Annotated in this window: 26 protein-coding genes and 1 pseudogene; 7 read left to right on the top strand and 20 right to left on the bottom strand. The window is 71.1% G+C overall.

Translation table 11 applies throughout. From position 1 onward, the window contains the following. Positions 1-10: 10 nt before the first annotated feature. Complete coding sequence (locus AC08OU_RS01265) at positions 11-1288, top strand: ornithine cyclodeaminase family domain (RefSeq protein ID WP_476600664.1); 1278 nt, start codon at positions 11-13, stop codon at positions 1286-1288. A 68-nt stretch (positions 1289-1356) separates the two neighbouring features. Here AC08OU_RS01265 and AC08OU_RS01260 read toward each other — a convergent pair whose 3' ends face one another. The 5 genes from AC08OU_RS01260 to AC08OU_RS01240 all read right to left on the bottom strand — a co-directional run bounded on the left by AC08OU_RS01260 (position 1357) and on the right by AC08OU_RS01240 (position 5553). After that, the gene (locus AC08OU_RS01260; protein ID WP_476600672.1) at positions 1357-2301 is read right to left on the bottom strand and encodes an ROK family glucokinase; all 945 of its coding nucleotides are present in this window, start codon (positions 2299-2301) and stop codon (positions 1357-1359) included. A gap of 110 nt (positions 2302-2411) precedes the next feature. Continuing rightward, complete coding sequence (locus tag AC08OU_RS01255) at positions 2412-2993, bottom strand: hypothetical protein (RefSeq protein WP_476604091.1); 582 nt, start codon at positions 2991-2993, stop codon at positions 2412-2414. Then, positions 2990-4204 (bottom strand): ArsA family ATPase, encoded by a 1215-nt coding sequence (locus AC08OU_RS01250; protein WP_462186417.1) that lies wholly within the window; start codon positions 4202-4204, stop codon positions 2990-2992. Before AC08OU_RS01250 ends, AC08OU_RS01255 begins: the two co-directional genes overlap by 4 nt. 6 nt (positions 4205-4210) lie before the next feature. Then, positions 4211-4645, bottom strand: a complete 435-nt coding sequence (locus AC08OU_RS01245; RefSeq protein WP_476601676.1) for an SRPBCC family protein — start codon at positions 4643-4645, stop codon at positions 4211-4213. Positions 4646-4785: 140 nt separating this feature from the next. Then, entirely contained in the window at positions 4786-5553 is a 768-nt protein-coding gene (locus AC08OU_RS01240) for a metallophosphoesterase family protein (protein ID WP_462202465.1), read from the bottom strand. 318 nt (positions 5554-5871) lie between these two features. Between AC08OU_RS01240 and AC08OU_RS01235 the strand changes: the two genes are divergently transcribed. Then, the gene (locus AC08OU_RS01235; RefSeq protein ID WP_476601672.1) at positions 5872-7671 is read left to right on the top strand and encodes an AMP-dependent synthetase/ligase; all 1800 of its coding nucleotides are present in this window, start codon (positions 5872-5874) and stop codon (positions 7669-7671) included. Here the strand turns inward: AC08OU_RS01235 and AC08OU_RS01230 are convergent. The 3 genes from AC08OU_RS01230 to AC08OU_RS01220 form a co-directional block, all read right to left on the bottom strand. Further along, positions 7631-8800 (bottom strand): glycosyltransferase family 4 protein, encoded by a 1170-nt coding sequence (locus AC08OU_RS01230; RefSeq protein WP_476601673.1) that lies wholly within the window; start codon positions 8798-8800, stop codon positions 7631-7633. The two genes, AC08OU_RS01235 and AC08OU_RS01230, sit on opposite strands and share 41 nt — an antisense overlap. A gap of 79 nt (positions 8801-8879) precedes the next feature. Then, positions 8880-9095: a hypothetical protein gene (locus AC08OU_RS01225; protein ID WP_462186437.1), complete on the bottom strand. Its 216-nt coding sequence runs from the start codon at positions 9093-9095 to the stop codon at positions 8880-8882. A gap of 150 nt (positions 9096-9245) precedes the next feature. Beyond that, entirely contained in the window at positions 9246-10556 is a 1311-nt protein-coding gene (locus AC08OU_RS01220; protein WP_476601674.1) for an NYN domain-containing protein, read from the bottom strand. 326 nt (positions 10557-10882) lie between these two features. On the opposite strand from AC08OU_RS01220, the gene AC08OU_RS01215 reads away from it, so the two are divergent. Further along, on the top strand, positions 10883-11371 hold the full coding sequence (locus AC08OU_RS01215; protein WP_476601675.1) for a hypothetical protein: 489 nt from the start codon (positions 10883-10885) through the stop codon (positions 11369-11371). A 57-nt stretch (positions 11372-11428) separates the two neighbouring features. Then, entirely contained in the window at positions 11429-12046 is a 618-nt protein-coding gene (locus AC08OU_RS01210; RefSeq protein WP_476604090.1) for a DUF4352 domain-containing protein, read from the top strand. A 113-nt stretch (positions 12047-12159) separates the two neighbouring features. On the opposite strand, the gene AC08OU_RS01205 is transcribed toward AC08OU_RS01210, so the two are convergent. Beyond that, entirely contained in the window at positions 12160-12555 is a 396-nt protein-coding gene (locus AC08OU_RS01205) for an HIT family protein (protein ID WP_462202462.1), read from the bottom strand. 197 nt (positions 12556-12752) lie between these two features. Beyond that, complete coding sequence (locus AC08OU_RS01200; RefSeq protein ID WP_476600656.1) at positions 12753-13163, bottom strand: VOC family protein; 411 nt, start codon at positions 13161-13163, stop codon at positions 12753-12755. A 384-nt stretch (positions 13164-13547) separates the two neighbouring features. On the opposite strand from AC08OU_RS01200, the gene AC08OU_RS01195 reads away from it, so the two are divergent. After that, the gene (locus tag AC08OU_RS01195) at positions 13548-15230 is read left to right on the top strand and encodes a DEDD exonuclease domain-containing protein (protein ID WP_476604089.1); all 1683 of its coding nucleotides are present in this window, start codon (positions 13548-13550) and stop codon (positions 15228-15230) included. 78 nt (positions 15231-15308) lie between these two features. Here the strand turns inward: AC08OU_RS01195 and qcrB are convergent, their stop codons facing one another. The 8 genes from qcrB to AC08OU_RS01155 all read right to left on the bottom strand — a co-directional run bounded on the left by qcrB (position 15309) and on the right by AC08OU_RS01155 (position 22462). Then, positions 15309-16892 carry a cytochrome bc1 complex cytochrome b subunit gene (gene qcrB, locus AC08OU_RS01190; protein WP_476600643.1) on the bottom strand — a complete coding sequence of 528 codons (1584 nt, stop codon included), beginning with the start codon at positions 16890-16892 and terminating at the stop codon, positions 15309-15311. Then, positions 16889-18076 carry a cytochrome bc1 complex Rieske iron-sulfur subunit gene (qcrA, locus tag AC08OU_RS01185; protein ID WP_476600645.1) on the bottom strand — a complete coding sequence of 396 codons (1188 nt, stop codon included), beginning with the start codon at positions 18074-18076 and terminating at the stop codon, positions 16889-16891. The genes qcrB and qcrA overlap by 4 nt, the downstream gene beginning before the upstream one ends. Before the next feature lie 136 nt (positions 18077-18212). Continuing rightward, complete coding sequence (gene qcrC / locus AC08OU_RS01180; RefSeq protein ID WP_476600647.1) at positions 18213-19142, bottom strand: cytochrome bc1 complex diheme cytochrome c subunit; 930 nt, start codon at positions 19140-19142, stop codon at positions 18213-18215. Between the two features lie 5 nt (positions 19143-19147). After that, the gene (gene ctaE / locus AC08OU_RS01175) at positions 19148-19786 is read right to left on the bottom strand and encodes an aa3-type cytochrome oxidase subunit III (protein WP_462186428.1); all 639 of its coding nucleotides are present in this window, start codon (positions 19784-19786) and stop codon (positions 19148-19150) included. Between the two features lie 322 nt (positions 19787-20108). After that, positions 20109-20564: an SseB family protein gene (locus tag AC08OU_RS01170; protein WP_476600648.1), complete on the bottom strand. Its 456-nt coding sequence runs from the start codon at positions 20562-20564 to the stop codon at positions 20109-20111. 231 nt (positions 20565-20795) lie between these two features. Beyond that, positions 20796-21392: a DUF3501 family protein gene (locus AC08OU_RS01165; RefSeq protein ID WP_476600650.1), complete on the bottom strand. Its 597-nt coding sequence runs from the start codon at positions 21390-21392 to the stop codon at positions 20796-20798. 164 nt (positions 21393-21556) lie between these two features. Beyond that, positions 21557-21997: a rubrerythrin family protein gene (locus AC08OU_RS01160; protein WP_462186431.1), complete on the bottom strand. Its 441-nt coding sequence runs from the start codon at positions 21995-21997 to the stop codon at positions 21557-21559. A 27-nt stretch (positions 21998-22024) separates the two neighbouring features. Continuing rightward, positions 22025-22462 (bottom strand): Fur family transcriptional regulator, encoded by a 438-nt coding sequence (locus tag AC08OU_RS01155; RefSeq protein WP_462186432.1) that lies wholly within the window; start codon positions 22460-22462, stop codon positions 22025-22027. A gap of 394 nt (positions 22463-22856) precedes the next feature. On the opposite strand from AC08OU_RS01155, the gene AC08OU_RS01150 reads away from it, so the two are divergent. Continuing rightward, positions 22857-23285, top strand: a complete 429-nt coding sequence (locus AC08OU_RS01150) for a response regulator transcription factor (protein ID WP_462186440.1) — start codon at positions 22857-22859, stop codon at positions 23283-23285. Positions 23286-23304: 19 nt separating this feature from the next. Then, positions 23305-24471 carry an anthranilate phosphoribosyltransferase gene (gene trpD / locus AC08OU_RS01145; RefSeq protein WP_476600654.1) on the top strand — a complete coding sequence of 389 codons (1167 nt, stop codon included), beginning with the start codon at positions 23305-23307 and terminating at the stop codon, positions 24469-24471. Between the two features lie 39 nt (positions 24472-24510). On the opposite strand, the gene ctaF is transcribed toward trpD, so the two are convergent. Both ctaF and AC08OU_RS01135 read right to left on the bottom strand, forming a co-directional pair. Then, positions 24511-24912 (bottom strand): aa3-type cytochrome oxidase subunit IV, encoded by a 402-nt coding sequence (gene ctaF, locus AC08OU_RS01140; protein WP_462186434.1) that lies wholly within the window; start codon positions 24910-24912, stop codon positions 24511-24513. A gap of 12 nt (positions 24913-24924) precedes the next feature. Then, a pseudogene (locus tag AC08OU_RS01135) lies at positions 24925-25111 on the bottom strand (aa3-type cytochrome oxidase subunit I); the annotation flags it as partial.

The following is a 25111-nucleotide window of genomic DNA, read 5'->3' as shown; positions in this document are numbered from 1 at the left end:
GGCGTGGGGCGTGCAGTACCACGAAAAGGTCGAGGTCCACGGGCATCTCATGGACACGGGCGTGCTGGCTCGGGTTCTCGACGACGTGCTGGACTATGGCGGTGACTATCGGGTTGATCGTATCGACCTGGGGCACAGCCACGATGACGAGTCCCACGCGGTCATCACGGTGGGGGCCGATTCACCGAGTCAGCTCATGCGCATTCTGATGCGGATCCAGGTCCACGGCGTGAACAAGATCGAGTCTGGCACGGCCCGGTGCGAGCCGGCCGACCGCGACGGCGTCTTCCCCCCGGACTTCTACTCCACCACCAATCTGGAGACCGTCGTCCACCTCGACGGCCAGTGGGTGCCGGTGGAGCATCCCGAGATGGACTGCGGCCTGGTCGTCTCGCACGGCCGGGTGCAAACGGTACCGGTCACCGACGTGCGCGCGGGAGACATGATCGTGTGCAGCGTGGACGGGGTGAAGGTCGTCCTGCCGGTCACCGCCCACTCCAGCCGGGTCTACGAGGAGTACGAGTCCCTGGCCGCCCCGCTGCCGAGCTCCACCCAGCCGCAGGCGGTCCTGGCCCGGGCGATCGCCCGCCAGATCCGCGAGGTCAAGGCCGAGGGGTCGCAGGTGCTCTGGGTGGCGGGTCAGACTGTGGTGAGCACCGGGGCCGGGCCAGCGTTGATCGCCCTCGTCGGGGCCGGCTATGTCGACGTGCTGTTCGCCGGCAACGCACTGGCGACACTCGACGTGGAGGCTGCCCTCTACGGATCGCCGCTGGGGCTCGGGCCGCTGCGCAGCGGCCGGGTGCAGCGCGGCAGCGAGCAGCACATCCGCGCGGTCAACACGATCCGCCGGGAGGGATCCATCCGGGCCGCCGTGGAGTCCGGCGTGCTCACCCAGGGGATCATGCACGCGATGGTCAAGGCCAACAAGACCTTCGTGCTCGTCGGATCGGTCCGCGACGAAGGCCCGCTGCCCGACGTCCACACCGACGTCCTGGCAGGCCAGCGGGCGATGCGCGCCGCGCTGCGGGGGGTGGCGTTCGCCCTCATGATCGCCAGCGCCCAGTACTCCGTGGCCACCGGCAACATCCTGCCGGCCTCGGTCCCGGTGGCCTGCGTGGACGTCAACCCCTCGACGGTGCACGCTCTCACCGAACGCACCAGCGCGCACGCGGTCGGCGTCGTCGCCGACACCGGGCTGTTCCTCGAGGAGCTCGCCGCCGAACTGGTACCCGACTACCGGGCCTCCCCACGTAGCGGCTTCGCCGCGACGCGGGGACCCCTGTCATAGGGCGCCGTACGGGGTCTCCGTCGAATCGCCTTCGGCGACCCTCCTGGGATAGTCGTGGGGATTTCGGGTCAGAACCGGGCGAGGTCGGCCGCGCCCACGAGGCCCGCTTGGGATCCGAGCTCGGCGATGACGATGTCCGGCTCGGAACGGTAATCCCGCCCGGGCATGGCGGCCAGGAGGCTCTGCCGGGCCGGGCCGAGCAGCAGCTCGCCGGCGTCGGAGACGCCGCCGCCGATGACGAAGCGGTTCGGGTCGAGCGCGGCGACCAGCGTCGCCATACCCTCGCCTAGCCAGTGGCCGATCTCGGTGAAGCACCTGATCGCCGCCGGGTCCCCTTTGCGTGCCGCCTCGGTGACGTCCGGGCCGGTCAGCGCGTCAACGCCACCGCCACAATGCTCCAGCATGGGCATGGCCGCACTCGGATCCACGGTGGCGATGTTCTTCGCCAGCCGGACCAGCGCTCGCCCGCTCGCATACTGTTCCCAGCACCCTCTGTTACCACATCCGCACGGGTACCCGTCGGGTACCACCCGCATGTGGCCCATCTCGGCGCCGATACCGGACGCGCCCCGGTAGAGCTCACCGCCCAGGACGATGCCGCTGCCGATGCCGGTTCCCACCGTCAGGCAGACGAGGTCACGCCGGCCACGGCCGGCCCCGAAACGGTACTCCGCCCAGGCCATCGCGTTGGCGTCGTTCTCCACGACGACGGGCAGGCCGATGCGCGCTCCGACCTCGTCGCGCAGGGGTTCGTCGCGCCAGGCGAGGTTCGGTGCAAACAGGACGCGGGACCGGTCCGAGTCGACCCACCCGGCCGCGCCGATGCCGACCGCACGCACGGCGTGGTCGGCACTGAGCTCCGCGACGACGCTGGCGATGGTGTCCGCGACCTCGGCGGCCGAATGGCCCGGGGTAGGCCGACGCAGGGAGGTGATGATCGTCCCCGCGCCGTCCACGACGCCGGCCGCGACCTTCGTCCCGCCAACGTCGACGCCGATCGTCAGGCCCTCCATCCGGTCCTCCACCGGCAACGGGCCGGGGGCCGCGCCGGCACGCTCGGTGCGCGGAACCGTCAAGCTGCCCGGAATATCCAGATTCTTCGAACTATCGGGAGTAGCGATGCTCACGTGATATCGATCCTCTGCACGCGGGGTCTAAGCGCGGTGGCGGGTTGGGTGCCGGTGGTGTCCCCCGGCCATGGATGATCCCCAGATGCGGGGGGCGCCGTCTCGCGCCGTCGCGGCGTGGCGGGCCCCGGAGCGTCCTCCCCACGGGCACCGAGGGCGGCGCGGAACGCCGCGGTCAGGGATCCGGCAGCCGCGAGGAGATGGCCAACCACCTCGGGGCGGTCGCCGGCGAAGCTCGACAGGAGCCGGCACAGCGGGCACACGGCGCAGGGCCAGGTGTGATCCGCGGGTCCCGGCGCCGGATCCGCGTGGGGATCGGGTATCGACGCCGCATCGTCGGCAGCGGGTCCCGCCGCCGACGATGCGGGGGGACCGGGATGGCCGGGGGGCAGGTGCGAGGCGGCCCAGTCCCGCAGGGCGTCAGCGAGCAGGGCGGCTTCGACCGCGAGCGACCCGCGGCCGGGCGACGCGGACGGGCCGGTGGGAGGCGTGCCGGTGGGAGGCGTGCCGGTGGGAGGCGTGGTGAAGTCGGGCCCGGCGCCGCCGGGCCGACCCGAGGTGGACCGCTGCGTGGTCATACCCGCACCCACTGCTGCGGGTCCGGGACGAACGAGACGACCAGCCGATCGTCACGCAGCCGGGCGGTGCTCACGTCGCAGCGACGCAGCGCCGCAGGCAGCGGAACGGCCCGCCGATACGACCCCACGGTCACCACCAGGTCATCACCCAGCCGGGCCAGATCGATCTGGGAACCGTCGACGAACGGCAGCCCGAAGGACAGCGCGAACCCGTCCTCGGTGCGCTCCACCCGCGGCTGGCCGCTCGAGCCGATGAGCGGCTCCCCGAGAACACTCCCCGGATCGAGCTCACCGTAGGTCGCCGCGCCGAAGGCGGCCAACTCCTCCAGGCCGATCGGTTCGCCCGCCCGGTAGCCGACCGGGAGGACGGGGGTGGGCATGAAGGCCGCGGTGATGTCGGCGAGCTGCTCGCGGTGAACGGCGGCCCACCCCGCCCGCCAGGCGTCCGCGTTCGCCGACGGGAAGATCCGGTTGACGACGACGCCGTCCAGGGTGAACCCATGCAGCGACAGCGCCGTAAAGCTGCCGCGGGCCGCGGCGAGCGCCGAGCTCTCGGGGGTCAGCACCAGCCGGACGCTGGTGGTGGCGTGGTCGGTGAGGATCGCGCGCAGGTCGACCGCCGCCCGGTGCAGGCGGTTGACGGTGTCGTAGGCGGGGGCCGCCAGCGTGCTCCACCGGCCGCCGAGCGCCGCCGCCCAGCCGAAACCGGGTCGCAGCCAGCGCGCGAAGGCACCGTCGGGCGGCAGCAGCCGGCGGCAGTACCACGACAGCGTCTCGGGAAAGGCCAGCAGCCGCACCAGCGCCGCCGCCGAACCTCCGTCGACCACCACCAGGTCGTAGTTCTCACTGGTGAGGCCGTCACGCAGTTCGAGTAGCGTCAGGGTCTCGACGGCCCCGGGCAGGAAGGCCAACTCCTCCAGGTCGAACGGATCGACGTTGATGGCCGGCCAGGTGCCTGCCAGCACCTCGCGTACGGCCGGCCACCGGGTCTCGACCGCGCGGCGCAGGTCGACCTGCTGGCCGTGCAACCCCGGTTCAAGCTCGGTCGGCTCGGCGCCGATCGGGTGGTCGAGCGCGCCGGCGAGCCCCGCGGCCGGGTCGACCGACAGCACGAGGGTCCGATGACCCCGTTGAGCGGCGAGGATCGCGGTCGCCGCCGCCACCGTGGTGGTACCGCCGCCGCCCTTCCCCGTGAAGAGCACACACCGCACGTGCGCTCAGCTCTCGACGTACTTCTTGAGGTCCTTGAGAGCGGCATCCACGATGCCGCTCTGCACCTTCCGCCGGAGCAGACCAGGAATCTTGATCTTTGTCTCAGCGGTGAGGTCGTAGGTCACCTCGGTGCTACCGTCACCCAGGTCGCGCAGGGTGTAGCTGCCGTCCTGCGACGACATCGCCTGGCCATCGACCATGCTCCAGACGACCTGATCGTCGCCCTTCCAGGTGTACTCGTTGACAAACTCGTCCTTGATGACGACGGCGTTGATCCGGAACCGGGCGCGCCGGGGACGGCCGTCCGGGCCCATGTCGAGGATCTCGGCCTCCTCGATCTGGCCGATCCAGGTCGGATACGCGGAGATGTCGACGATCGCCCCCATCACCGCGGCGGGCCGGGCGTTGATGACGATCGTCGATCGGGCGTGGTCCGCCATGGCAGACAGCACCTCCACATTCTTCGAGCGCGGCTGAAGAGCACGGCGTCGCCGGCCCACCGGCAACCCGGATCTCTCCGGGGCCCGGGAACAATCCCCGACCGATCGCCTGAGGCTACCGGAACACCGAGCGCGCCCGGCTACCACTCGAGAACGAAGGGCGTCCCCCGAGCCTGGAAATGTCCGACGTTCACGCAGCGTGTGCCGTCGATCTCCAGGCTGGCCGTCAACGGCTGGTGCACATGCCCGAAGAGCACGTAGCGCGGCCGGGTCGCGTGAATGGCCTCGAGGATCGCCACACTGCCGCGCTCGAAGCGGCGTGCCTCGATGTCGTAGACCAGCTCGGGGATATGCGGGGGGATGTGGCAGCACAGGACGTCGACCTCGCCCACCGCGGCGACCTTGGCGGCGAAGGCGTCGTCGTCAATCTCGTAGGGGGTGCGCATCGGGGTCTGCAGCCCCCCGCCGACGAAGCCGAACCGCAACCCGCCGATCGTGGTGGTCTGCCCGTCCAGCAAGGTGACGCCGTCGCGCAGGTACTCAGGATACAGGTGCGGCAGATCGACGTTGCCGAAGGTCAGGTAGGTCGGGGTCGGGAACGCCGCGAACAGCACCTCGTACTGACGGCGGATGGCCGCCTCCACGATCTGCGTGCGGTCCCCGCCCAGGCTCGCCCACAGCGTCCGGGACCATGCCCGGGCCTCGTCGAACCGCTGGGCGTTACGCAGCTCGATCATGCGACCCACGGCCTCGGCGCCGAACAGGTCGCCCATGATGCCCCGGCCGTGGTCGTGGTAGTCGATGAAGAGAATGAGATCACCCAGACACACGAATGCGTCGGCCTCCTCGCCCGCCGCCGCCAGCGCATCCGCCCGCCCGTGCACGTCGCTGACCACGTGGACCCGCATGGCTGGAAGCTTAGGCGCCGACAGGGGCCCGTCGCCCCTACTCGAACGGCCCATCCGGCCGATGAGGGATGCCGCGCGGATCCCGGGCGTACCCGGGACATGTCCCCGGCGGTCGCGCTCACCGGCAACGATCATCGGTCGGACGCCGTCGAAGGGAACCCTTTACACCCCGCAAGGTCGCAAACCGCCCGCCCGGAGGCTAACGTCTGATGCCCTGGCCTGGTCTTCCGTTCTTCCGTTGTTCCGTGCTTCCGTTGTTCCGTGGCGTCGTCCCCCCCGGCGTGCACAAGCCATCTGGTAGGACTGGTAGGAGTAGCAGTGCGCGAGTACACCTCCCCGCCCCTGATCACCATCGCCGACGATGCGACCCTGACGGACGCCGTGTTCCGCAACGCGGCGGCACATCCGGACAGTACGCTTATCCAGCACAAGATCGACGGCAAGTTCGTCGGCATGACCGTCCGCGAGTTCCGCGATCACGTCGTGGCCACCGCCCGGGGCTTCATCGCCCGCGGGGTGCGGCCCGGGGACCGCGTCGGTCTGGCGAGCCGGACCCGGTTCGAGTGGACGATTGTCGACTACGCGACGTGGCTGGCCGGCGCCGTCTGCGTGCCGATCTACGAGACCTCCAGCCCGGGCCAGATCGAGTGGATCCTGCGGGACGCCGGCGTCGAGGTTCTCGTGGTCGAAAACGACGAGCTCGCCGAGCGGGTCGCGCAGGTACGCGACGGCGTCCCCGCGCTGCGGAAGGTCCTCGTCATCGAGCACGGGGCGCTGGCCGGTCTCGCCGTGGACGGCGTCGGCATCGCGCCGGAGCAGCTGACGGCGGCCCGGGCGTCCGTCAACGCCGACAGCCTCGCGACGATCATCTACACCTCGGGGACCACCGGCCAACCGAAGGGCTGCGAGATCACCCATCGCGCCCTGCTGTTCACCGCCGAGGCGGCCATCGCCACGCTGCCCGAGCTGTTCGCGCCCGGTGCGTCCACACTGCTGTTCCTCCCGCTGGCGCACGTGTTCGCCCGCATGCTCCAGGTGGGCGTGGTCCAGGGGGCGTTCACCCTCGCCTACACCCCGGACTCGCGGACCCTGCTGCCCGATCTCGCCAAGGTGCGCCCGACCTTCCTGCTCTCCGTGCCCCGGGTGTTCGAGAAGGTGCACGCCGGGGCGCGCCACAAGGCGCACGCCGAGGGCAGGGGCTGGATCTTCGATGCCGCCGAGAACACCGCGGTCGCCTACAGCCGGGCTCTCGACGGCGGCGGCCCCGGCCTGCTCCTGCGGCTGCGGCACCGGTTGTTCGCCGCGCTGGTCTACAGCAAGCTCCAGGCGGCGCTCGGCGGGCGGGCCCGCTACGCGGTCAGCGGCGGGGCGCCGCTGGGTGAACGCCTCGGCCACTTCTTCCGCGGGATCGGGTTCACGGTGCTCGAGGGCTACGGTCTGACCGAGAGCAGCGCGCCGGCCGCGGCGAACCGGCCGGGCAACGTCCGGATGGGCACCGTCGGCCAGCCCTTTCCCGGCGTGACGATCGCCATCGCCGATGACGGGGAGGTCCTCATCCGCGGTCCCCTGCTGTTCCGCGGCTACCGCAACAACGAGCTCGCGACGAAGGAGGCGCTCGACGCCGAGGGCTTCCTGCACACCGGCGACCTCGGCGACCTCGACGCCGACGGCTTCCTGCGGATCACCGGCCGCAAGAAGGAGCTGCTGGTCACCGCCGGTGGGAAGAACATCGCGCCGGCGCCGCTGGAGCACATCGTCCAGTCCCATCCCCTGGTCAGCCAGGCGATGCTGATCGGGGACCGGCGGCCCTTCATCGCCGCCCTCGTCACGCTCGATCCCGAGGCGTTCGACCGGTGGCGGTCCTCGGCGGGCAAGCCGGCCGGCGCGACGGTTGCCGACCTGGTCGACGACGCCGGCCTGCGCACCGAGATCCAGCATGCGATCGACGCCGCGAACGCGACGGTGTCGCACGCCGAGAGCATCAAGAAGTTCGCGATCTTGCCGCAGGACTTCACGGTGGAGACCGGCGAGCTCACCCCGAGCCTGAAGGTGCGCCGCTCGCTGGTGCTCGACCGGTTCAGCCAGGCGGTGGAGGACATCTACGCCAGCCCGCGCTAACCTCGTCCGGGCCGGCAAGCAGCGTGCGCAGGTCCTGCGCGAGGACGTCCCACCGCCAGCGCAGCTCGACCCACGCCCGCCCCGCGGCACCCATCGACGCCGCCCGGTCGGGGTCGGCAAGCAGATCACCGACGGTCGTCGCGACCTGCGCCAGATCGGTACCGTCGATCACGATGCCGGTGCGCTGGTGCAGGACGGCGTCGGGGGAACCCCCACTGCGGCCGGCCACCACCGGCAGGCCGGTCGCCGACGCCTCGAGGAAGACGATGCCGAGCCCCTCGACCTCCAGGCCGGCGAGGCGGGAGCGGCAGGGCATCGCGAACACGTCGCCCGCCGCGTAGTGCGCCGGCAGTTCCTCCCACGGCACCGAACCGGTCATGATCACATGCTCGGCGACGTCGTTCTCCCGGGCGAGCCGTTCGAGATCACCCCGCCGGGGACCGCCGCCGACGATCAGCAGCGCGGCGTCCGGCACGCGGCGCCGTACCATGGGCAGCGCCCGGATCAGCATGTCCTGGCCCTTGCGGGCGACCAGCCGGCTCACGCACACCACCACCCGGCGGCCCGTCAGCCCATGGCGTCGGCGCATCTCCTCGCGCCCGTGACCGGGACGGAACAGCGAGGGGTCGACTCCGCTGGGCAGCCGGGCAAAGGTGGGATGGCCGCCGAAGGCGGGCCGGACCCGGGCCCGGGTGTAGTTGGTCAGATAGGTGATGACGTCGGCCGCGGTGCCGATGCTGCGCAACACCTGACGCGCCCCCGGCAGCGCCGCCCAGCCGACCTCGTGACCATGGGTGCTCGCGACCATCCTGCGCACGGCCGTGTCGCGGCGCAGCCGGGCTCCGAGCAGCCCGAGCGGTGCCGCGGCGCCGAACCACACCGTGTCGCATCCCTCCGCCCGGGCGATCTCTCTGGCTCGGCGCAGGACGTCCGGTGTCGGCAGCATCAGCGACGTGGTGTGCCGCACGACCGGGAAGTTCTGTTCGGCGTCGAAGGCCGCGGCGTTCTTCCAGGCCGGGGCGTAGACGACGATCTCGCCCCCGGGCAGCCGCGAGGCGAAGTTGTGCACGTAGGCCTGGATCCCGCCGGGACGAGGCGGGAAATCGTTCGTGACGGCCAGCACGCGCATCCGCCCATATTCTCCCACGGTCCCACCGCGTTTTCCCACGGCCCCACCGGCGCCCGCGCCGGCCCCCCGGCCGGGCGGGCTAGCCGGCGCGGCGACGCCGCGGCGCCTGGTCCAGCAGTGCCGTCCGCACGTCGGCGAGCGGGGGCAGCAGACCGGCGTCGGCGAGCAACCGCAATGCCTCGAGCTCCTCGGCGTCCCAGCCGACGGGCGGGCCCGGCGCCGGGAGTAGGACGGTCATCATGCAGCCGGCGCACCTGACACCACGGGCGGTGCAGGAGTCACAGTCGATCAGCATCGTGCGCACCTTCCGGATCCGAACCGGTGGAGGTCGGCGACGACAGACAATCCGAGCACCGATCTCCCGACTTCACCGACGGTAGGTCCAGGGTCCGACAATTCTCGGCGGACAAGTCCCGCCCGACGAAAGTCCCGCCCGACGGATCCCCTACCGGTCGAGGCGGGCCAGCAGAGCGGCCGAGGGTACCGCCCGGGCTCCGGCGGCGGCGCAGTTCTCCGCGACCTCCCGGTCGGAGGTGATGACGAAGACCGGGCGGCCTTCCGGTTCCATCCGCACCAGCCGGACGATCTCCTCGTCGGCGAGCTGGCCGGGCCGGCTGAACAGCACGCGCACCCCCCGAGGCATGGCGACACCCACCGGCCGGGCCACGACGGCGGTGGCATCGAAGACGACCGTGACCTCGCTGTCGGGATTGCGGCCCGCGAGCGCACCGAGTCCGGACAGCAGCCGCTCACGCTGGGCCTGCAGGGTGAGGCGGCCGTAGCCCCGCTTGGTCACGTTGTACCCGTCGATGATCAGATGGACCCCGGGGACGGCCAAAACCTCGTCGATCAGGGAGGGGTCGTCGTCCGGCCGCCCGCGGGCCCCGGCGAACGCCTGCGGGCCGTTACTCGGGCCGGCTCCGCCGCGAGCGATGAGATCCGCGGGCCTCGCGACCATCGTCGGGAGGTCGAGTTCGCGTCGCAGGCCGTGCGCCGAGGCGATCAGGGTGTCAAGGAGAACGCGCAACCGGGCGTCATCGACGCTGCGGGACTCGCGGCTGTCCCGGCGGGTGGAGGCGAGCGCGCTCTCCAGCTCCGCCACCCGGCCGCGCAGCCGCCGGGTCTCCGCCTCGGCATCCCGGCTGACGGCCAAGACTGCGTCCCGGGCCGCCTCGGCCGCGGTCAGGGCCTCTCGCGTGGCGTCCTCGGCCCGCCGGATCCCGGCGGTGGACGAGCGCAGCCGCCGGCGAGCCTCGTCCGCCTCCGCCCGGGCCGCCCGCAACTGCTCGCGCAGTTCCTCCTGCTCGGCCGCGGCGATGCGCTTGCTCGTCTCGAGCTGTTCGGTGAGCCGCAGTATCGTCCGCTCGGCCTCGTCGACCTGGCTGCGGACCGCCGCCTCCGACGTGGACGCCGCAGCGACCTGGACCAGCTCCTGCCAGCCGGAGACCCGCAGCAGGTACGCGACCGCGGCGATCTTCTCGGGAGGCGCCGCGGGCGGCGGTCCGTCCGGCGAGCTGACGGCTTCGACAAGCTCGGGATGATGACGGCGGATCCACTCGGCGACCTGGCCGCGGAACACGTCACCGTCCACCGCCGCGGCCAGCGGGACAGCTCCCTGGCGGACGCGGCGGGAGGGCTTGAAGCGGCGCACCGCGACCAGCGACGGCGGGACCTCCGGCTCGGGAAGATCCGCCAGCGTCTGCTCGGCGAACTCGACGACATGCGCCCGCACCGGCGCCGGAAGCGGCTCACTCATGCGGCGAATCCGAGGGTGGCGACGAAATGTTCATCAACACGCGCACGACGGACAAACCGGACGGGCCGTATCTCCAACGGCTCGTCCAACCGGCCAGACAGCAAGGCACGCGGGACTCCGGAGCCGACGGGGAGAACGATGACAGTATAGCTTATCGGGAGAGCTCAGGGCACTCACGGCCGCTACCGGCCGGATCGGTACGTCGGCGGCCTACGGCGGGGCGGGCATTGCCTCAGGTGAAAGTCGGCTTATGTAGCCTCGCGAGGCGCGCCCCTTATGCTCGTTTTCTTCCGAACGCGGCCCTGGCTGCGCCTGAGAGGATCATCGTGACCGACCAGAACCCGCCTCACCAGCCCCCCAGCGGTGACGGGAGCCAGGAGGCGTGGAGGCAGCCGAATGACCCCTGGCACCAGCCCGCGGACGCTGGCAGCACCCCCGCCTCCGGTTCGCCCTCTACTCCCCCGCCGGCTCCGGTCCCACCGTGGGGAGCGCCCCAGCCCGGCCAGCCGAACCAGCCCGACTCGGAGGAGACACGCCTCGCCTGGCCGGGCACCGTCCCGCAACCGGGCGGGCAGCAGTGGGGCGGGCAGCCCAGCGGCCCACAGCACCCCGGCGCTGCGCCAGGGTGGGGACAGCCCGGCGTCGGGCAGGGCTGGGGACAACCGGGCGGCTGGCAGCAGCCGGACCATCCCCCGGCCGCGGCTGCCGGGCCCTACCAGGGTGGGAGTGCCCCATACCCGGAGACGGTCGGCTACCAGGGCGGTCCCGACGCCTACCAGAACCCCCCCTGCTGCTACCCGCCGCCCGGCGGGTAGCAGCAGGGCAGCCCGCCGCCTCCGCCCTGGTAGCGGACCAGTCCGCTGTTCATCATCGTGCCCCTCGCCGTGGTCGCCGCCATCGTGCTCGGTGTCGTGATCGCCCTCGCGGTGGGCGGCGGTGACGACACCGAGATCGCCTCCCCACCGGCCCCGACGGTGACCGTGCCCGACCTCCCGAATACCACCGCGACCGCGGCCGCCCCGACCGCGACCCCGCCAAACGGAGTGCCGAGCTGCGTTCCGGTGACGCCACAGCACGCGCCGGCGGCCGGCACCGCGACGATCGGCGGCTCCGGCACCGCCGTCGGCCGGGCCACCTCCTCGGTCAGCGACTTCGAAGCCAGGGTCACCCTCAACAGCGTCTGCTCCACCACCGGCAAGGTGACCCAGTACGGCGACGCGCCCGCCCAGGGGGCCTACTACGTCATTAACGTGACGGTCGAGGTGAGCCGCGGGTCGACGTCCGCCTCACCGTCCGATTTCTACATCCAGACCTCCGACGGCACCCGGTACGACGGCAGCTACGAGAACGTCGCGCCGCGGCTGTCGGTGTCGACTCTCAAGGCCGGGCAGCGGGTCCGGGACAACATCGTCATCGATGCGCCACCCGGGCACGCCATCCTGAACTGGGAACCGCTGTTCACCGTCGATCCACCGAAGTTCCAGCTCTGACCGCCGCGTAACCCTACGATCCGCCAGAACAGCCAGAACAGCCAGAACAGCCAGAACAGCCAGAACAGCCAGAACAGCCAGAACAGCCAGATCCGCGCCGGCCGGTACCCGGCTCAGCCGAGGGCGGCACGGATCCGCTCGGCCACGGCATCGAGCTCGGCCGAGTCGGGGTTGTGGTCGGCGAGCCTGAAGTCGATCTGCGTCTCGTCCTCGATCGGCAGGAGATGCACGTGGACGTGCGGGACCTCGAGCCCGGCGACGAGCGCGGCCACCCGCCGAGGTCGGAAGGCCGCGTCGATGGCGCGGCCCACCGTCGCCGCGGCGCTCCACAACGCGACCTGGAGATCATCGGGTAGATCGATCCAATGGTCAATCTCGGTGCGGGGAACGACCAGGGTGTGTCCCGGCCGGATCGGCGCGATCGTCAGGAACGCCACCACGTGCTCGTCGGAGTAGACGATGCGACCGGGAAGCTCGCCGTTGATGATCCGGGTGAAGACGCTCGACATGGCTGCGACCCTATCGACCGGGTCGTCCGGCGCGTGACGACAGCACCCGATGGCCGATGGCCGTTCACCCGGCCGTCGAGCCGTCACGTTTTCCGCTGAACGCGACGGTGGTGTGGAGCACGCTTCTCCGAAACCGTGCTCCACCCTCGCCGACCCGCCGGGAACCCAACCCCGTGGGAGCCCGGCCCGCCGGGGTGTCAGACAAAGGGGCGCGCGAATCCCGCCGGCCCGACCGTCATCACCCGGAACTCGTTACCCTCCGGATCCTTGAGAACGTATTCGCTCTCCCCGTCGTCGTCGTACCGGGACACCCGGCGGGCACCGAGGGTCGACAACCAGCCGATCACACGCTCCGCGTCAACGGCGTAGAGATCCAGATAAAGCCGGTTACGGCCGGCATCGCGCTTCGCCCCGGGCCTGAGGAGGAGCTTGGGTCCCGCGCCGGCCGGGTGACGCAGGATCACCCCGTCGTCACGCCGGCTCACCTCGTATCCCAATGCGGCGGACCAGAAGCGCACCATCACGTCAACGTTCGAACAGTCGACCGCGACCCGCGCCACTCGAATGCCGTTCGTCTCGAACCATGCCACCTGGGCATGATTCCGCATTCGACGCACGCAGGCCTGCCGAGTTGGCCGCACGTTTGAGCACACGCCCCGACAGAAGCACCGGACTGCCCCGACGGGACCATAAACGGGGCAACCGCGGCGAATTCTATGGCCAATACCGTCCCGTGGCACACCCAGCACCCTACGGATCAGGTATCGTTAACCATTTTCCACCGGCCCGTGACCCGGAACCTCCGTGACGACGTGCGGCGAGGCGGACCTGCTTTCGCCTCCGGGCCCGGCGGACAATCCCGGGCGTGAAACTGTCGGGGGTGGGGCCTACCGTGACGCCGTGCGCCCAGATCCCACCCCGGACCGTCCCCGGCCGCCCCGCCCCGGCAGGGCAGGGCAGGGCAGGGCAGGCTGGACGATCTCGGTCGCCCGTTGGCGGACGTGACCTTCGTCGTGTTCGACCTGGAGACGACGGGCACCTCCCCGGGAACCGACGAGATCACCGAGATCGGCGCGGTCCGGGTCCGCGGCGGCCGAATCCTCGCCGAGATGGCCACTCTGGTCCGGCCGGGCGTCGGCATCCCTCCGATGGTCTCGGTGCTCACCGGCATCACCGACGTGATGGTGGCGACGGCGCCGCCGGTCGCGCAGGTGGTGCCCACCTTCCTGGAGTTCGCCCGCGGTGCCGTTCTTGTCGCCCACAATGCCCCGTTCGACCTCGGCTTCCTGCGCGCCGCCGTCGAGCTCTGCGGCTATCCGGTGCCCGACTGGGAGTATCTGGACACGTTGCGTATCGCCCGGCGGGTGGTCACGAGAGACGAGAGTCCCGACTGCCGGCTCACGTCGCTGGCCTCGCTGTTCCGCAGCCCGGTCGAACCCCGCCACCGGGCGCTGGCGGACGCCCGGGCCACCGTCGACGTGCTGCACGGGCTGTTCGAACGGCTCGGCAACGCGGGCGTGACCACCCTGGAGGACCTGCACGACTACAGCTCCCGGGTGTCGCCGGCCCAGCGACGCAAACGGCACCTGGCCGACGGCCTGCCGACGGGCCCGGGTGTCTACATCTTCCGGGACGCCGACGAACGGGCCCTGTATGTCGGCACCTCGCGTTCGGTGCGTTCCCGGGTCCGTACCTACTTCACCGCCAGCGAGCCCCGGACCCGGATGGCGGAGATGGTGGCGCTGGCTGAGCGGGTCGACGCGATCGGCTGCGCGCACGCCCTGGAGGCCGAGGTCCGGGAACTGCGGCTAATCGCCGAGTACAAGCCGCCGTACAACCGCCGATCCCGCTTCCCGGAGCGATCCGTGTACCTCAAGCTCACCGACGGGCCGTTCCCGCGGCTTTCACGGGTACGCGCCGCCCGTGACGACGCGACCTATCTCGGGCCGTTCGGCAGTGTCCGCGCCGCCGACGCCGCCGCCGAGGCGCTGCTGGCCGCGGTGCCGCTGCGCCAGTGCTCCGGGCGCCTGTCCCCGCGCGTGCGCCGGCCCGCCTGTACCCTCGCCGACCTCGGCAGATGCGGAGCGCCGTGCGACGGCCGGGAGGACGTGGCGAGCTACGGCCGGCACGTCGCCGCCGCCCGGGCCGCCATCACCGGCGATCCGGGCCGAGTCATCGCCGCCTCGACGCGGCGCATCGACCGGCTGGCCGCCGAGCAGCGCTACGAGGAGGCCGCCGTCCAGCGGAACCGGATGATCGCGTTCGTCCGCGCGGCCGCACGTGCCCAGCGGCTGTCGGCTCTCACCGGAGTCGCCGAGCTCGTCGCCGCGGCCCCGACCGCCGAGGCCGGCTGGGAGCTGGCCGTGGTGCGTCACGGCCGGCTGGTGTCAGCGGCGAGCGTGCCGCCCGGTGTCGATCCGCGGCCCTGGGTCGACGCCGTGGTCGCCAGCGCCGAGACGGTGCGGCCACGGCCCGGCCCGGCCCCGTGCGCCTCCGTCGAGGAGACCGAGCGCATCGCCCGTTGGCTCAGTGGGCCGGGGGTACGGCTCGTGCGGTTGGAGGGCGGGTGGAGCTGGCCGGCCGCGGGCGCCATCCGCGCCGCGGCCGGATTCGGTGCGGCCCCCGGCCGGCCGGTACGTGCGTATGACGGTGACGAGTGGTTCCCGTCGGCCTGACGTGACGTCAGGCCATGACGTCAGGACGCCACGTACTGACGCCAGCTGCTCCGTCAGGTACTCCGTCAGGCCGGACGGCTACTGCCGGCCGCCGCCGGGTGGCTGCTTCTCCTCGACGAAGAACCCGGTCACGGCCTTGCCGGCGCGGCGCGCAAGCCCCTTGCCGTGACCGTCGCCGTGCCCGTTGGCCGCCGGCAGCTCGAACCGGTCCGTCGGGACGAGCGGATGGTCGGGGATGGGAGTTGGCTTCGGGCGGTGGTCCTCCACGAACTCCCCGCTGGGAAGCTGGCGGATGATCCCGGTCTCGATGCCGTGATGCTCGATCTCGGCGTCCTTCTGGTTGAGCGCGATGCAGATCTTCTTCGTCACCGCGTAGGCGATCGGTGGCACGACGATGAGCCCGATGCGGCCGGCCCAGGTCATCGCGTTCAGCGAGATGCTGAAGGTCTTGGCGATGATGTCGTTACCGCCGGAGATCATCAGCACCAGGTAGAAGCTGATCGCCATCGCGCCGATCGCGGTCCTGGTCGGCGCCTCCCGGGGCCGCTGCAGGAGGTTGTGCGGCTTCGTGTCCCCAGTGAACCTGGCTTCCAGCGCGGGATAGAGCGCCGCCAGCGTGAACATAATGCCCGGCAGGACGGCAGTCGGCCAGAACACCGCGGGGAGGGTGTGTCCCCAGCCGCGCCATTCCCACGGCGGCATGAGCCGGGTCGAGCCGTCGAGGAAGCCGATGTACCAGTCCGGCTGGGAGGCCGCGCTGACCTTCGCCGGGTCGTACGGGCCGAACATCCAGATCGGGTTGATCTGGGCGAGACCACCGAGCAGCGCGAGCATCGCGAAGACCAGCATGAAGAACCCGCCGGACTTCACCGCGAACACCGGGAAGACCCGGTGGCCGATGACGTTGTCCTCGGTCTTGCCCGGCCCGGGGAAGTCCGTGTGCTTCTGGTGCCACAGGATGCCCAGGTGCGCGCCGATGAGCGCGAGCAGGACGCCCGGCACCAGCAGGATGTGCGTCACATAGAGCCGGGGCAGGAAGTTGACGCCCGGGAACTCCCCGTTGAAGACGAGGAACGACGTCCACGTCCCGATAATCGGGATGGACTGGGCGATCGAGGCCGCGATCCGCAGACCGGTGCCGGAGAGCAGGTCGTCCGGGAGCGAGTAGCCGGCGAAGCCCTCGAGCATCGACAGGGCGACCAGACCGATGCCGATCAGCCAGTTGGTCTCGCGGGGCTTGCGGAACGCGCCGGTGAAGAACACCCGGAACATGTGCACGACCATCGACGCGACGAAGACCAGCGCGGCCCAGTGGTGGATCTGGCGGAACACCAGACCGGCCCGGGTGTCGAAGCTGATGTCCAGCGTCGAGGCGTAGGCCCGGCTCATCTCCACGCCCTTGAGCGGGACGTAGGAACCGTTGTAGATGACCTCGGTGTTCGACGGGTCGAAGAACAGGGTCAGGTAGATGCCCGTCAGCAGCAGCACGATGAAGCTGTAGAGGGCGATCTCCCCGATCATGAAAGACCAGTGGTCGGGGAAGACCTTGTTCAGGTTGCGCCGCAGAAAGGCCTGGTTGCCGAACCGTTCGTCGAGCTCACGGTTGGCCTTCCGGATCGGGCCCGGCCGCTTGACGAACTCGGGGGCGGAGGCGGTGGTCATGAGCGCTCCCAGAAGGCGGCACCGACGGGCTCGTGGTAGTCACCGTCACGGGCGTAGAGGAACCCGTCATTGTCCGCGGCGATGGCAAGCTGCGGCAGGGACCGGCTGGCCGGCCCGAAGATCGCCCGGCAGCCGTCCCGCACGTCGAAGACGGACTGGTGGCAGGGGCAGAGCAGATGATGGGTCTGCTGTTCGTACAGGCTGACCGGGCAGCCGGCGTGCGTGCAGATCTTGGAGTAGGCAACGTGGCCGTCGACGCCCCAGTCCTCCCGGCCCTTGCGGGGGCGGTCGACCCCCGGTGGCAGCCGGATGAGGATCGTCGTGCTGTCGGCCTTGGTCTGGATATCGGTCTTCGGCTGGTACGCGACGGTGCCGTCGGCCTCGGTCACCGGAACGGCCGGGAATACGGTCTCGATGCCGCCGATGGCGACGTCGCCGAGCTTGACGTAACGGCCGTCCTCCGTGACGAGGCGGGCACCCTTCACCCAGCTCGTGTGGTCGAGCTTCTTGCCCGGCTTGGCGTTCGTCAGGTTCAGCAGCGGCACCACGATCAGCCCGCCGAGCACGGTGCCAGCCCCGAGCAGGGTGCGGCGCAGCAACGGGTAGCGCGCGAGGCCGGTGTCGGCGAACCCGGCCGCGATCTCCTCCTCGGTGACGGCGATCTCCTCCTTCGAGGAGGCGAACGCGTGGCGCTCCTGCACGGCCTGCTCGTGCGGCATCAGCCGCTTGGCCCACAGGATCAGGCCGATGCCGAGCCCACCAACGGCGAGGCCCAGCGCGGCCCCGAGGGAGGGGGTGTAGTACGCCTTGTGCTTGTCACCGACGAAATTGGTGACGACGAACCCGACGGTGCCGATCACCGAGATCAAGAACCAGCCGGCGATCAGCCGCTCCGCCCGCCGCTCGGCCCGGCGGTCCACGTCCTGCGCGCGCGGCGGACGGACGGTCACCCCGCCGGCGGCCCGTTCCCCGTAGGTCGGCTGGATAACCCCCGCCCGCGGGCGAACGGCCGTGGTCCCGGGCTCACGGGTCGAGTCGGTCTGGTGGGGCGGCGTGCCCAGGGCCTCCGGGCCGTCCGGCGTCCCGGCCGGGACGTCCGGGCCGCCGGCAGACACCCCGGATCCCCCGGCGGGCTGGCCGGAGGTGTCCACCGGGTGCTTCGCCCTTCTGAAGATGCTGCTCATCGAGTCCTGCTCAGATTCATCGGCCGGTTCGCCCTGGTAGCCCGGGTAGTGCATACGCCGCTCCCTCGGGACGGACGGCTGGTCCGCACCGGAATCCGCCGGCCCCGGCGTTCCCGGGCCCGTCTGGTCACTCCACTCATACCTTCTGCCTCGCTCCGATCCACAGGCACACGCCCAGCAGGGCACCGACGCCCACCAGCCAGGCCAGCAGCCCCTCGGGCACCGGACCGTAGTTACCGAGGCTGTGCCCACCGGCGCTCGGCGTTTCCTTCATGTGCCTGATGTAGGCCGCGATCGCGATCGCGTCCTCCTCGTTGAGCTGGCGCGGGCCGAACACCGGCATCGACTCCGGCCCGGTCCGCATGGCCTCGACGACCTGCACCGGGGTGGACTCATTCAGCGAGGGGGCGAACTTGCCGTAGGTCAGCGGCGCACCCTGACCGACGGCCTGGTGGCACTGCGCGCAGTTGGCCCGGTACAACTCGCCGCCGTGCGACAGATCGGCGTCGTTGAGCGCCGCGTCCGTGACCTTCGGTATCTCCTCGCCGCCGCCAAGGCTCTGGATGTACGCGGCGAGCTGGTCGATCTGGGTCGCCGAGTAGATCGGGGGCTTGCGGTCGGCCTGCGCGGCGGGGGCGGCCAGCGGCATCCGGCCGGTCGACACCTGGAAGTCCACCGCGGCGGCGCCGACGCCGATGAGGCTGGGCCCGGTGTTCGTGCCCTGCGCTCCCAGCCCGTGGCAGGTCGAGCAGCCCTGCAGGTACAGCGCCCGGCCCTGCCGGACCGCCTCGTTGGCGTCCGGGGTCTGCGCGGCGTTGCCGCCCGGCGCGAGCACCGTCCACAGCACCCCCGTGGCCAGCAGGCCGAGGACCATGACCAGCGCGGAGGACCTCCGGCGACGACGCGCGGGCGAACGGCGCCCGCCCGAGAACCGCTTCGTGGCGGCGACCGGCACCGAGGATCGCGACGCCGCAGTGCCCGACGCCAGGGTGCCCGGCGCGGGGGTGCCCGGCGCCGGAGTGCCCGACGGTGGGATGCCCGACGGCGTGCCCGAGGATGCAGTCATGTCGCTCACTGGAGGAGGTAGATGGTCGCGAAGAGGGCGATCCAGACAACGTCGACGAAGTGCCAGTAGTACGACACGACGATCGCCGAGGTCGCCTTCTCCGGCGTGAAGCGCCCGTACATCGATCGGCCCAGCACCATCAAGAAGGCGACGAGACCGCCGATCACATGGAGCCCGTGGAAACCGGTGGTCAGGTAGTACACCGATCCGTAGGCGTGCGACGCCATCGTGAACTTGTTCTCGCTGAAGTACTCGTTCACCTGGCCGCCGACGAACACCAGACCCATGATCAGCGAGATCAGGTACCAGCGCCGTAGCCCGTACACGTCACCACGCTCGGCGGCGAACACGCCGAGCTGGCAGGTGACGCTGGACAGAACGAGGATCACGGTGAAGAACAACGCGTACCCGACGTGCAGCTCCACGGGTCCGTGTTCGGATCCGGCAGGGTCGCCGGTAGCCGGCGGCCAGTTGCCGCTGTTGACCGAACGGATCGTGAAGTACATCGCGAACAGGGACGCGAAGAACATCAGCTCCGATGACAGCCACACGACCGTGCCAACCGAGACCATCGAGGGACGGTTGGCCGTCGGGTGCGGTGGAGGAGCCTTCTCGAGGACGGGGGCTGAGGCCACGTCGGTCATTCTGGCACGGGACGGCCCACGCGCCACCGTAGGTTCGACGTTCGGTAGGACTACGACCCGTCGATGACCGCCCCGGATCATCGTGGCGGCTGCCTCGCGTGCCCGGCAAAGCCCTGCCGCAACTGGAAAAACGCAGGTCACAGCGATGTCAGTCGGCCTACGAACGATGCGGAGCAACAAGGCTGACCCGGCCGATGTTGCGTGCCTCACCCGCGACACACCGGCCCGCCAGCGCCGTTCGGCGGGCACGGTCGAGCCAACACGGACACCCCCGACCGCGACGTGGCCCCCGACCGCGACGTGACGTGACGCCGGGCGGGCCTCAGCCGGACATCGCGGCGAGCGCCCGCAGGCCGTCCGCCGGCAGGGCGATGCCGCCCTCCGAGCCGGGATCGACCGCGAGCAGGAGATCATCGGACGGCCAGATCCGGCCCAGTGCTGCCACCTGGACCGTGCGGTAACGCGCCACCTCCGGCAGCGCCTCGGCCAGGCGTTGCTCAGAGGTGAACGTCGGGACGAACTGGGTGCCGTCCTGCCGTTCGGCCACCGGCAGCTGCAGGACGCTGTCGTCCTCCTCCGACAGATCGGTGATGTCGTTACCGAGGTCGGGCAGCAGGACCTCGGCGACGGCGAGATCGCCGAGCGCCGCTCGCTCGTCCTTACCTTCGGCGAGGCGGTGCAGCGCGGCCCGCGCGGCCGTGCCCTGCGCGGAGGGGACGCCGGCCGGGACAGCGGCGCCGGGGCGGGTGCGGTCGGGACGTAGCTGGTCATCGGTCACGGGTGGCTCCCTGACGTGGATGAACGTGCTGACGTTGACGGGTGGGCGGACGTGCCGACACGGACGCGTGCCCTAGGTGTTCCGCCTACCCATCCCGCCGCGCGCGAACCGACTGCCCGCGGACGTGTCCGACCTCACCCGCGACCGGGGACCCGCGACCGGCCGTGACCGTGACCGACTGCGACCGGCTGCGACCGGCCGTGACAGGTCGGCGCCGGCCGAGTGGGCCGGTCAGGACCGCAACGCGAGATCCGCGATGAGGGCACGCCGGGTGGCTCCGGTCAACGGCGTCGCCTCGCTGTACTCCGGGTGTTCCACGACGAGCTCGACCAGCACTTCGGGGTCGCGGAAAGCATCCCGGAGCGAATCGGTCAGCGCGAAGCGCACCATGTGCACGGAGACGGTCTCAGTGGTCACATCGGGATCCTCGTCAAGGCCGGGGATCTCCTCGCCCGCCACCCGGGTCCCGCCGATCTCCAGGGCGAGACTGTGCTGCAGCCCGGCAAGCCGCCCCAACTCCTCGCGGACAGTCTCCAGAACCGAGAGCTCGATGAACACCGTCGCCGTGAGGACGTGGCTGGAGGGCAGCAGGCGGGAGTACGCATCGATCTCGTGGGCGACGTCGGCGGAGGCGGTCAGCCGCTCGGTGTAGACCATCTCCTGCACCTGGTAGCGCAGCGTCTGCTCGTTTTCGAACTCGAGGACGACGATGTCCCCGACCCGTACCCGGCGTTCGGCGCGCACCAGGATCATCTGACTGCGCAGCCGCGGCCGGCGCTCCGTGTACGCCTGGTGGTCGGTGGTGATGTCGGCGATGGTCAGCGCCATCGTGCGATCTCCTGTCCGGAAATGCTGGGATCCGTGAACGGGCGAGCGGTCCAGGAACGGCCGAGGGCCCACGGCGCGGGAGCGACGATACGGGCCGGGGTGGCGACGGGGACTACTGGCATCGCCCCGCCACCCCGGCCCGGTCGATCGAGAAACCCCGACGATCAGGCGTCGGCCGTCTCCTCGGCCGACAGCGCGTCGAGGGCCTTCTTGAACCGACCGGCGTGGGTCTTCTCCGCCCGGGCGAGGGTCGAGAACCAGTCCGCGATCTCCTCGAAGCCCTCCTCGCGGGCGGTCTTGGCGAAGCCGGGGTACATGGCAGTGAACTCGTAGGTCTCGCCGGCAACGGCGCTGACCAGGTTCTTCATGGTCGTGCCAAGGGGCTCGCCCGTCGCCGGGTCGCCGACCTCCGCGAGGAAATCCAGGTGCCCGAAGGCGTGCCCGGTCTCGCCCTCCGCGGTGTCGCGGAACAGCGACGATGCGTCGGTCAGCCCCTCGATGTCGGCCCGGCGGGCGAAGTAGAGGTAACGCCGGTTCGCCTGGCTCTCGCCGGCAAACGCCTCCTTGAGGTTCTCGTGGGTCTTGGTGCCGTCAAGCTTCGGCATGAAGTGCTCCTTGTGGATGGGTGTTCACTATTGACCGGTCCTGTCCGCGCCGCGGGCCGGGCCGGAGCCGTTCGCCTGACAATCCGGGCACAGCCCCCGGAACTGCAGGTCGTACCCGGTGATGGCGAATCCCGAGCGGCACGCGATCTCCGCCATCATCCCGTCGGGGACGGGGTGATCAATGTCGACCGCCCGACGGCATCCGCCACAGACCACGTGGTCGTGACGACTCGTGTTGGCGTCGTACCGGGCCGCCGGGCCGCCGCCCAGGCGCAGCTCGATCGCTCGACCGGCGGACACCAGCAACGCCAGTGTGCGGTATACGGTCGCGCTGCCGATCCCCGGGGACACGGTCCGCACCCGTTCGTAGACCTCGGCCGCGGTCGGGTGGTCGCGGGCCGCCGCCAGCACCGCCAGCACGGCCATCCGCTGCGAAGTGAGACGAAGATCGGTCTGGTTGTTCATAGGATCACGCCCGTCGTACGGCGGTGGAACGCCCCGGGCCGCCGGCGGCGGCGATCGAGGCGTCACGCGGTCCGGCCGGCATCAGGGTCCACCGATTGAGAACAAGTCTCAGTATCACTCCTGCGACGATCCGAAGGCAACCAGGGGTCTGTGCTCCCGGCCCCACCCGGCCCGGCGAGGACCCGGCGGGCGACGCGACACGGGTCACGTCCGACGGTCCGCGGGAGGTAGCCTGCACGGGACAACTCTCACATGGCAGCGTCCACTTCCGAGGTGCCCGGATGTCCGGGGTACCTGGGAGCCCGAGGTGCCTGGAGGGCGGTCCGCAGTTCACCGCTGGCCGGCTCACCGCCGGTCGGCGATGGTCACCTCTCGCGAAAGGCCCGCGGACGACATGATCACCATCCTCGTCTACGCCGACCGAGCGGATGTGCGCGAACACGTCCGGAACGCGATCGGCCGTCTCCCCGCCGCTGGCCTCGGTCCGATTGAGTTCGTCGAGGCCGCCGACGCCCCCGAGGCGATCGGCGTGGTCGATCATCACGAGGCGGATCTGTGCATCTTCGACGCGGAGGCCACCCCCAGCGGCGGCATGGGGCTCTGCCGGCAGCTGAAGAACGAGGTCATCAACTGTCCGCCGACCATCCTGCTGGTCGCCCGCCCGGACGATCGCTGGCTCGCCACCTGGTCCCAGGCGGATGCGGTGGTCACCCATCCGATCGACCCGGGTCTGCTCACCGAGGCGGTCGTGACACTGCTGCGGGCGCGTGCCGGCGGCGCCGTGGCCCGTCAGCCGCTCACCGGCGCCCAGCTCGCCCACTGAGATCCAGGGCTTCCGAGATATGACCACCGTTAGCGCATCCCACTCCTACACCGGCCACTCCCCCGTCGGCGCTCCCCCCGCCGGGGCTCTCCCGACCGTCGAGACGAGCTGGCCGGAGCTGATCGGGGCGTTGCTGGCGGGCGAGTCCCTGGACTCCGCGCGCACCGCCTGGGCGATGCACCAGATCATGGCGGGGGCCGCCTCGCCCGCGCAGGTGGCCGGGTTCGCGGTATCGCTGCGGTCCAAAGGGGAGACGCCGGAGGAGATCGCCGGCCTGGTAGGGGCCATGCTGGCCAGTGCCACGCCCCTGAGCCTGTCCGAGCAGGTACGGGCCCGCGCCGTGGACACCTGCGGGACCGGCGGCAACCGTTCCCACACCGTGAACCTGTCGACGATGGCCGCGCTGGTCGTCGCCGGCGCGGGTGTGCCGGTGGTCAAGCACGGCAACCGGGCCGCGTCGTCATCCTGCGGCTCGGCGGACCTGCTCGCGGAGCTCGGTGTCGTGGTCGACCTGCCGCCAGCCGGCGTCGAGGCGTGCCTGGCTACAGCAGGCATCGCCTTCTGCTTCGCCCAGGTCTTCCACCCGGCGATGCGGCACGTCGGCGGGGTCCGGCGCGAGATCGGCGTGCCCACCGCGTTCAACATCCTCGGGCCGCTGAGCAACCCGGCCCGCCCCGGCGCGCAGGCGATCGGCGTCGCCGACGCGCGGCTCGCTCCCGTCGTCGCCGGGGTGCTGGCCGACCGGGGCACCCGGGCGCTGGTGTTCCGCGGCGACGACGGGCTCGACGAGCTCACCCCGGTGACGACGTCCGCCGTGTGGGTCGTCGCGGCCGGCGCCGGACAGCCGCGCCGCGAGCGGTTCGACCCCCGCGACGTCGGCATCCACGTCGCGGACCGCGCCGCGCTGCGCGGCGCGGACGCCCGTTACAACGCCGCCGTCACCCGGTCGGTGCTCGCCGGTGAGCCCGGACCCGTCCGCGACGCGGTCCTGCTCGCCGCCGCCACCGCCCTGGTCGCCGCGGCCGGCCCCTCCGACGCCCCCGTCACCGAGCAGATCGGCGCCGCCCTGCCCCGGGCGGCCGAGGCGGTGGACTCCGGCGCCGCCCGGGCCGTCCTGGAGCGATGGGTGACCGCGAGCCAGGCCGCCGCCGCAGCGGTCGACACGGCGGTGGCCACGGCTCCCTGAGCGGGCCTTGGGAAGGGGGACCCCCCGACCCGGGCGGGATCAGTCCTCGGGCACCGGCGGGTGCCAGAAGTTCTCGAAGACCAGGCAGGTCACGAACACCACGACCAGAAGCGCACCGAGAACAATCAGCCAGACGCCGAAGACGAGGCCCATGGCCGCCGTCACCGAGCTGGCCCCGATGAAGAACGGGTAGTAGCTGCCCGGGGTGAAGTGCCCGAGCTCCCCCGCCCCGTCGGCGATCTCCGCATCCGGCAGGTCCTGCGGGCGCATGCCGATCCGCCGGCCAGTGAAGACCAGGTAGCCGCCGACGAGCAGGCCGAGCCCCGTGGTGAGGGTCAGCGCGGCCGTGCCGGTCGGGTCCTTCGACCAGAACCAGTACACCAGCGCGGCGGCCCCGGCGAACACCCCGAAGAAGTTGAAGATGATGCCTTCCACCTTCATGCCATGGCCGCCTTAACTGATCTCGGGAGTCGCGTGGTAGTCGACCCGGCCAATCGTGGCCGGATAGTGCAGGTCGAAGGCCGGGCGTTCGGAGCGGATGCGCGGCAGCGCCCGGAAATTGTGCCGCGGCGGCGGGCAGGACGTCGCCCATTCCAACGAGTTCCCGTAGCCCCAGGGGTCGTCGACGACGGCGAGTAGG

It is taken from the genome of Frankia sp. CcMO1, assembly GCF_977945845.1.
Note: the sequence above shows the minus strand (reverse complement) of the source record. Positions and strands in the feature narration are given on the sequence as shown.

What these genes read in the sequence shown, in the direction of transcription:
- AC08OU_RS01230 (WP_476601673.1), bottom strand. Translation starts at nt 8,800, where the DNA reads ATGCGCGTGCTGGCCGTCACGAACGATTTCCCGCCTCGTCCCGGCGGG.
- AC08OU_RS01205 (WP_462202462.1), bottom strand. Translation starts at nt 12,555, where the DNA reads ATGTCGAGCGTCTTCACCCGGATCATCAACGGCGAGCTTCCCGGTCGC.
- qcrC (WP_476600647.1), bottom strand. Translation starts at nt 19,142, where the DNA reads ATGACTGCATCCTCGGGCACGCCGTCGGGCATCCCACCGTCGGGCACT.
- AC08OU_RS01150 (WP_462186440.1), top strand. Translation starts at nt 22,857, where the DNA reads ATGATCACCATCCTCGTCTACGCCGACCGAGCGGATGTGCGCGAACAC.
- qcrB (WP_476600643.1), bottom strand. Translation starts at nt 16,892, where the DNA reads ATGACCACCGCCTCCGCCCCCGAGTTCGTCAAGCGGCCGGGCCCGATC.
- trpD (WP_476600654.1), top strand. Translation starts at nt 23,305, where the DNA reads ATGACCACCGTTAGCGCATCCCACTCCTACACCGGCCACTCCCCCGTC.
- AC08OU_RS01245 (WP_476601676.1), bottom strand. Translation starts at nt 4,645, where the DNA reads ATGGCGGACCACGCCCGATCGACGATCGTCATCAACGCCCGGCCCGCC.
- AC08OU_RS01260 (WP_476600672.1), bottom strand. Translation starts at nt 2,301, where the DNA reads ATGGAGGGCCTGACGATCGGCGTCGACGTTGGCGGGACGAAGGTCGCG.
- ctaE (WP_462186428.1), bottom strand. Translation starts at nt 19,786, where the DNA reads ATGACCGACGTGGCCTCAGCCCCCGTCCTCGAGAAGGCTCCTCCACCG.
- AC08OU_RS01255 (WP_476604091.1), bottom strand. Translation starts at nt 2,993, where the DNA reads ATGACCACGCAGCGGTCCACCTCGGGTCGGCCCGGCGGCGCCGGGCCC.
- AC08OU_RS01160 (WP_462186431.1), bottom strand. Translation starts at nt 21,997, where the DNA reads ATGCCGAAGCTTGACGGCACCAAGACCCACGAGAACCTCAAGGAGGCG.
- AC08OU_RS01225 (WP_462186437.1), bottom strand. Translation starts at nt 9,095, where the DNA reads ATGCTGATCGACTGTGACTCCTGCACCGCCCGTGGTGTCAGGTGCGCC.
- AC08OU_RS01200 (WP_476600656.1), bottom strand. Translation starts at nt 13,163, where the DNA reads ATGCGGAATCATGCCCAGGTGGCATGGTTCGAGACGAACGGCATTCGA.
- qcrA (WP_476600645.1), bottom strand. Translation starts at nt 18,076, where the DNA reads ATGAGCAGCATCTTCAGAAGGGCGAAGCACCCGGTGGACACCTCCGGC.
- AC08OU_RS01220 (WP_476601674.1), bottom strand. Translation starts at nt 10,556, where the DNA reads ATGAGTGAGCCGCTTCCGGCGCCGGTGCGGGCGCATGTCGTCGAGTTC.
- AC08OU_RS01165 (WP_476600650.1), bottom strand. Translation starts at nt 21,392, where the DNA reads ATGGCGCTGACCATCGCCGACATCACCACCGACCACCAGGCGTACACG.
- AC08OU_RS01155 (WP_462186432.1), bottom strand. Translation starts at nt 22,462, where the DNA reads ATGAACAACCAGACCGATCTTCGTCTCACTTCGCAGCGGATGGCCGTG.
- AC08OU_RS01240 (WP_462202465.1), bottom strand. Translation starts at nt 5,553, where the DNA reads ATGCGGGTCCACGTGGTCAGCGACGTGCACGGGCGGGCGGATGCGCTG.
- ctaF (WP_462186434.1), bottom strand. Translation starts at nt 24,912, where the DNA reads ATGAAGGTGGAAGGCATCATCTTCAACTTCTTCGGGGTGTTCGCCGGG.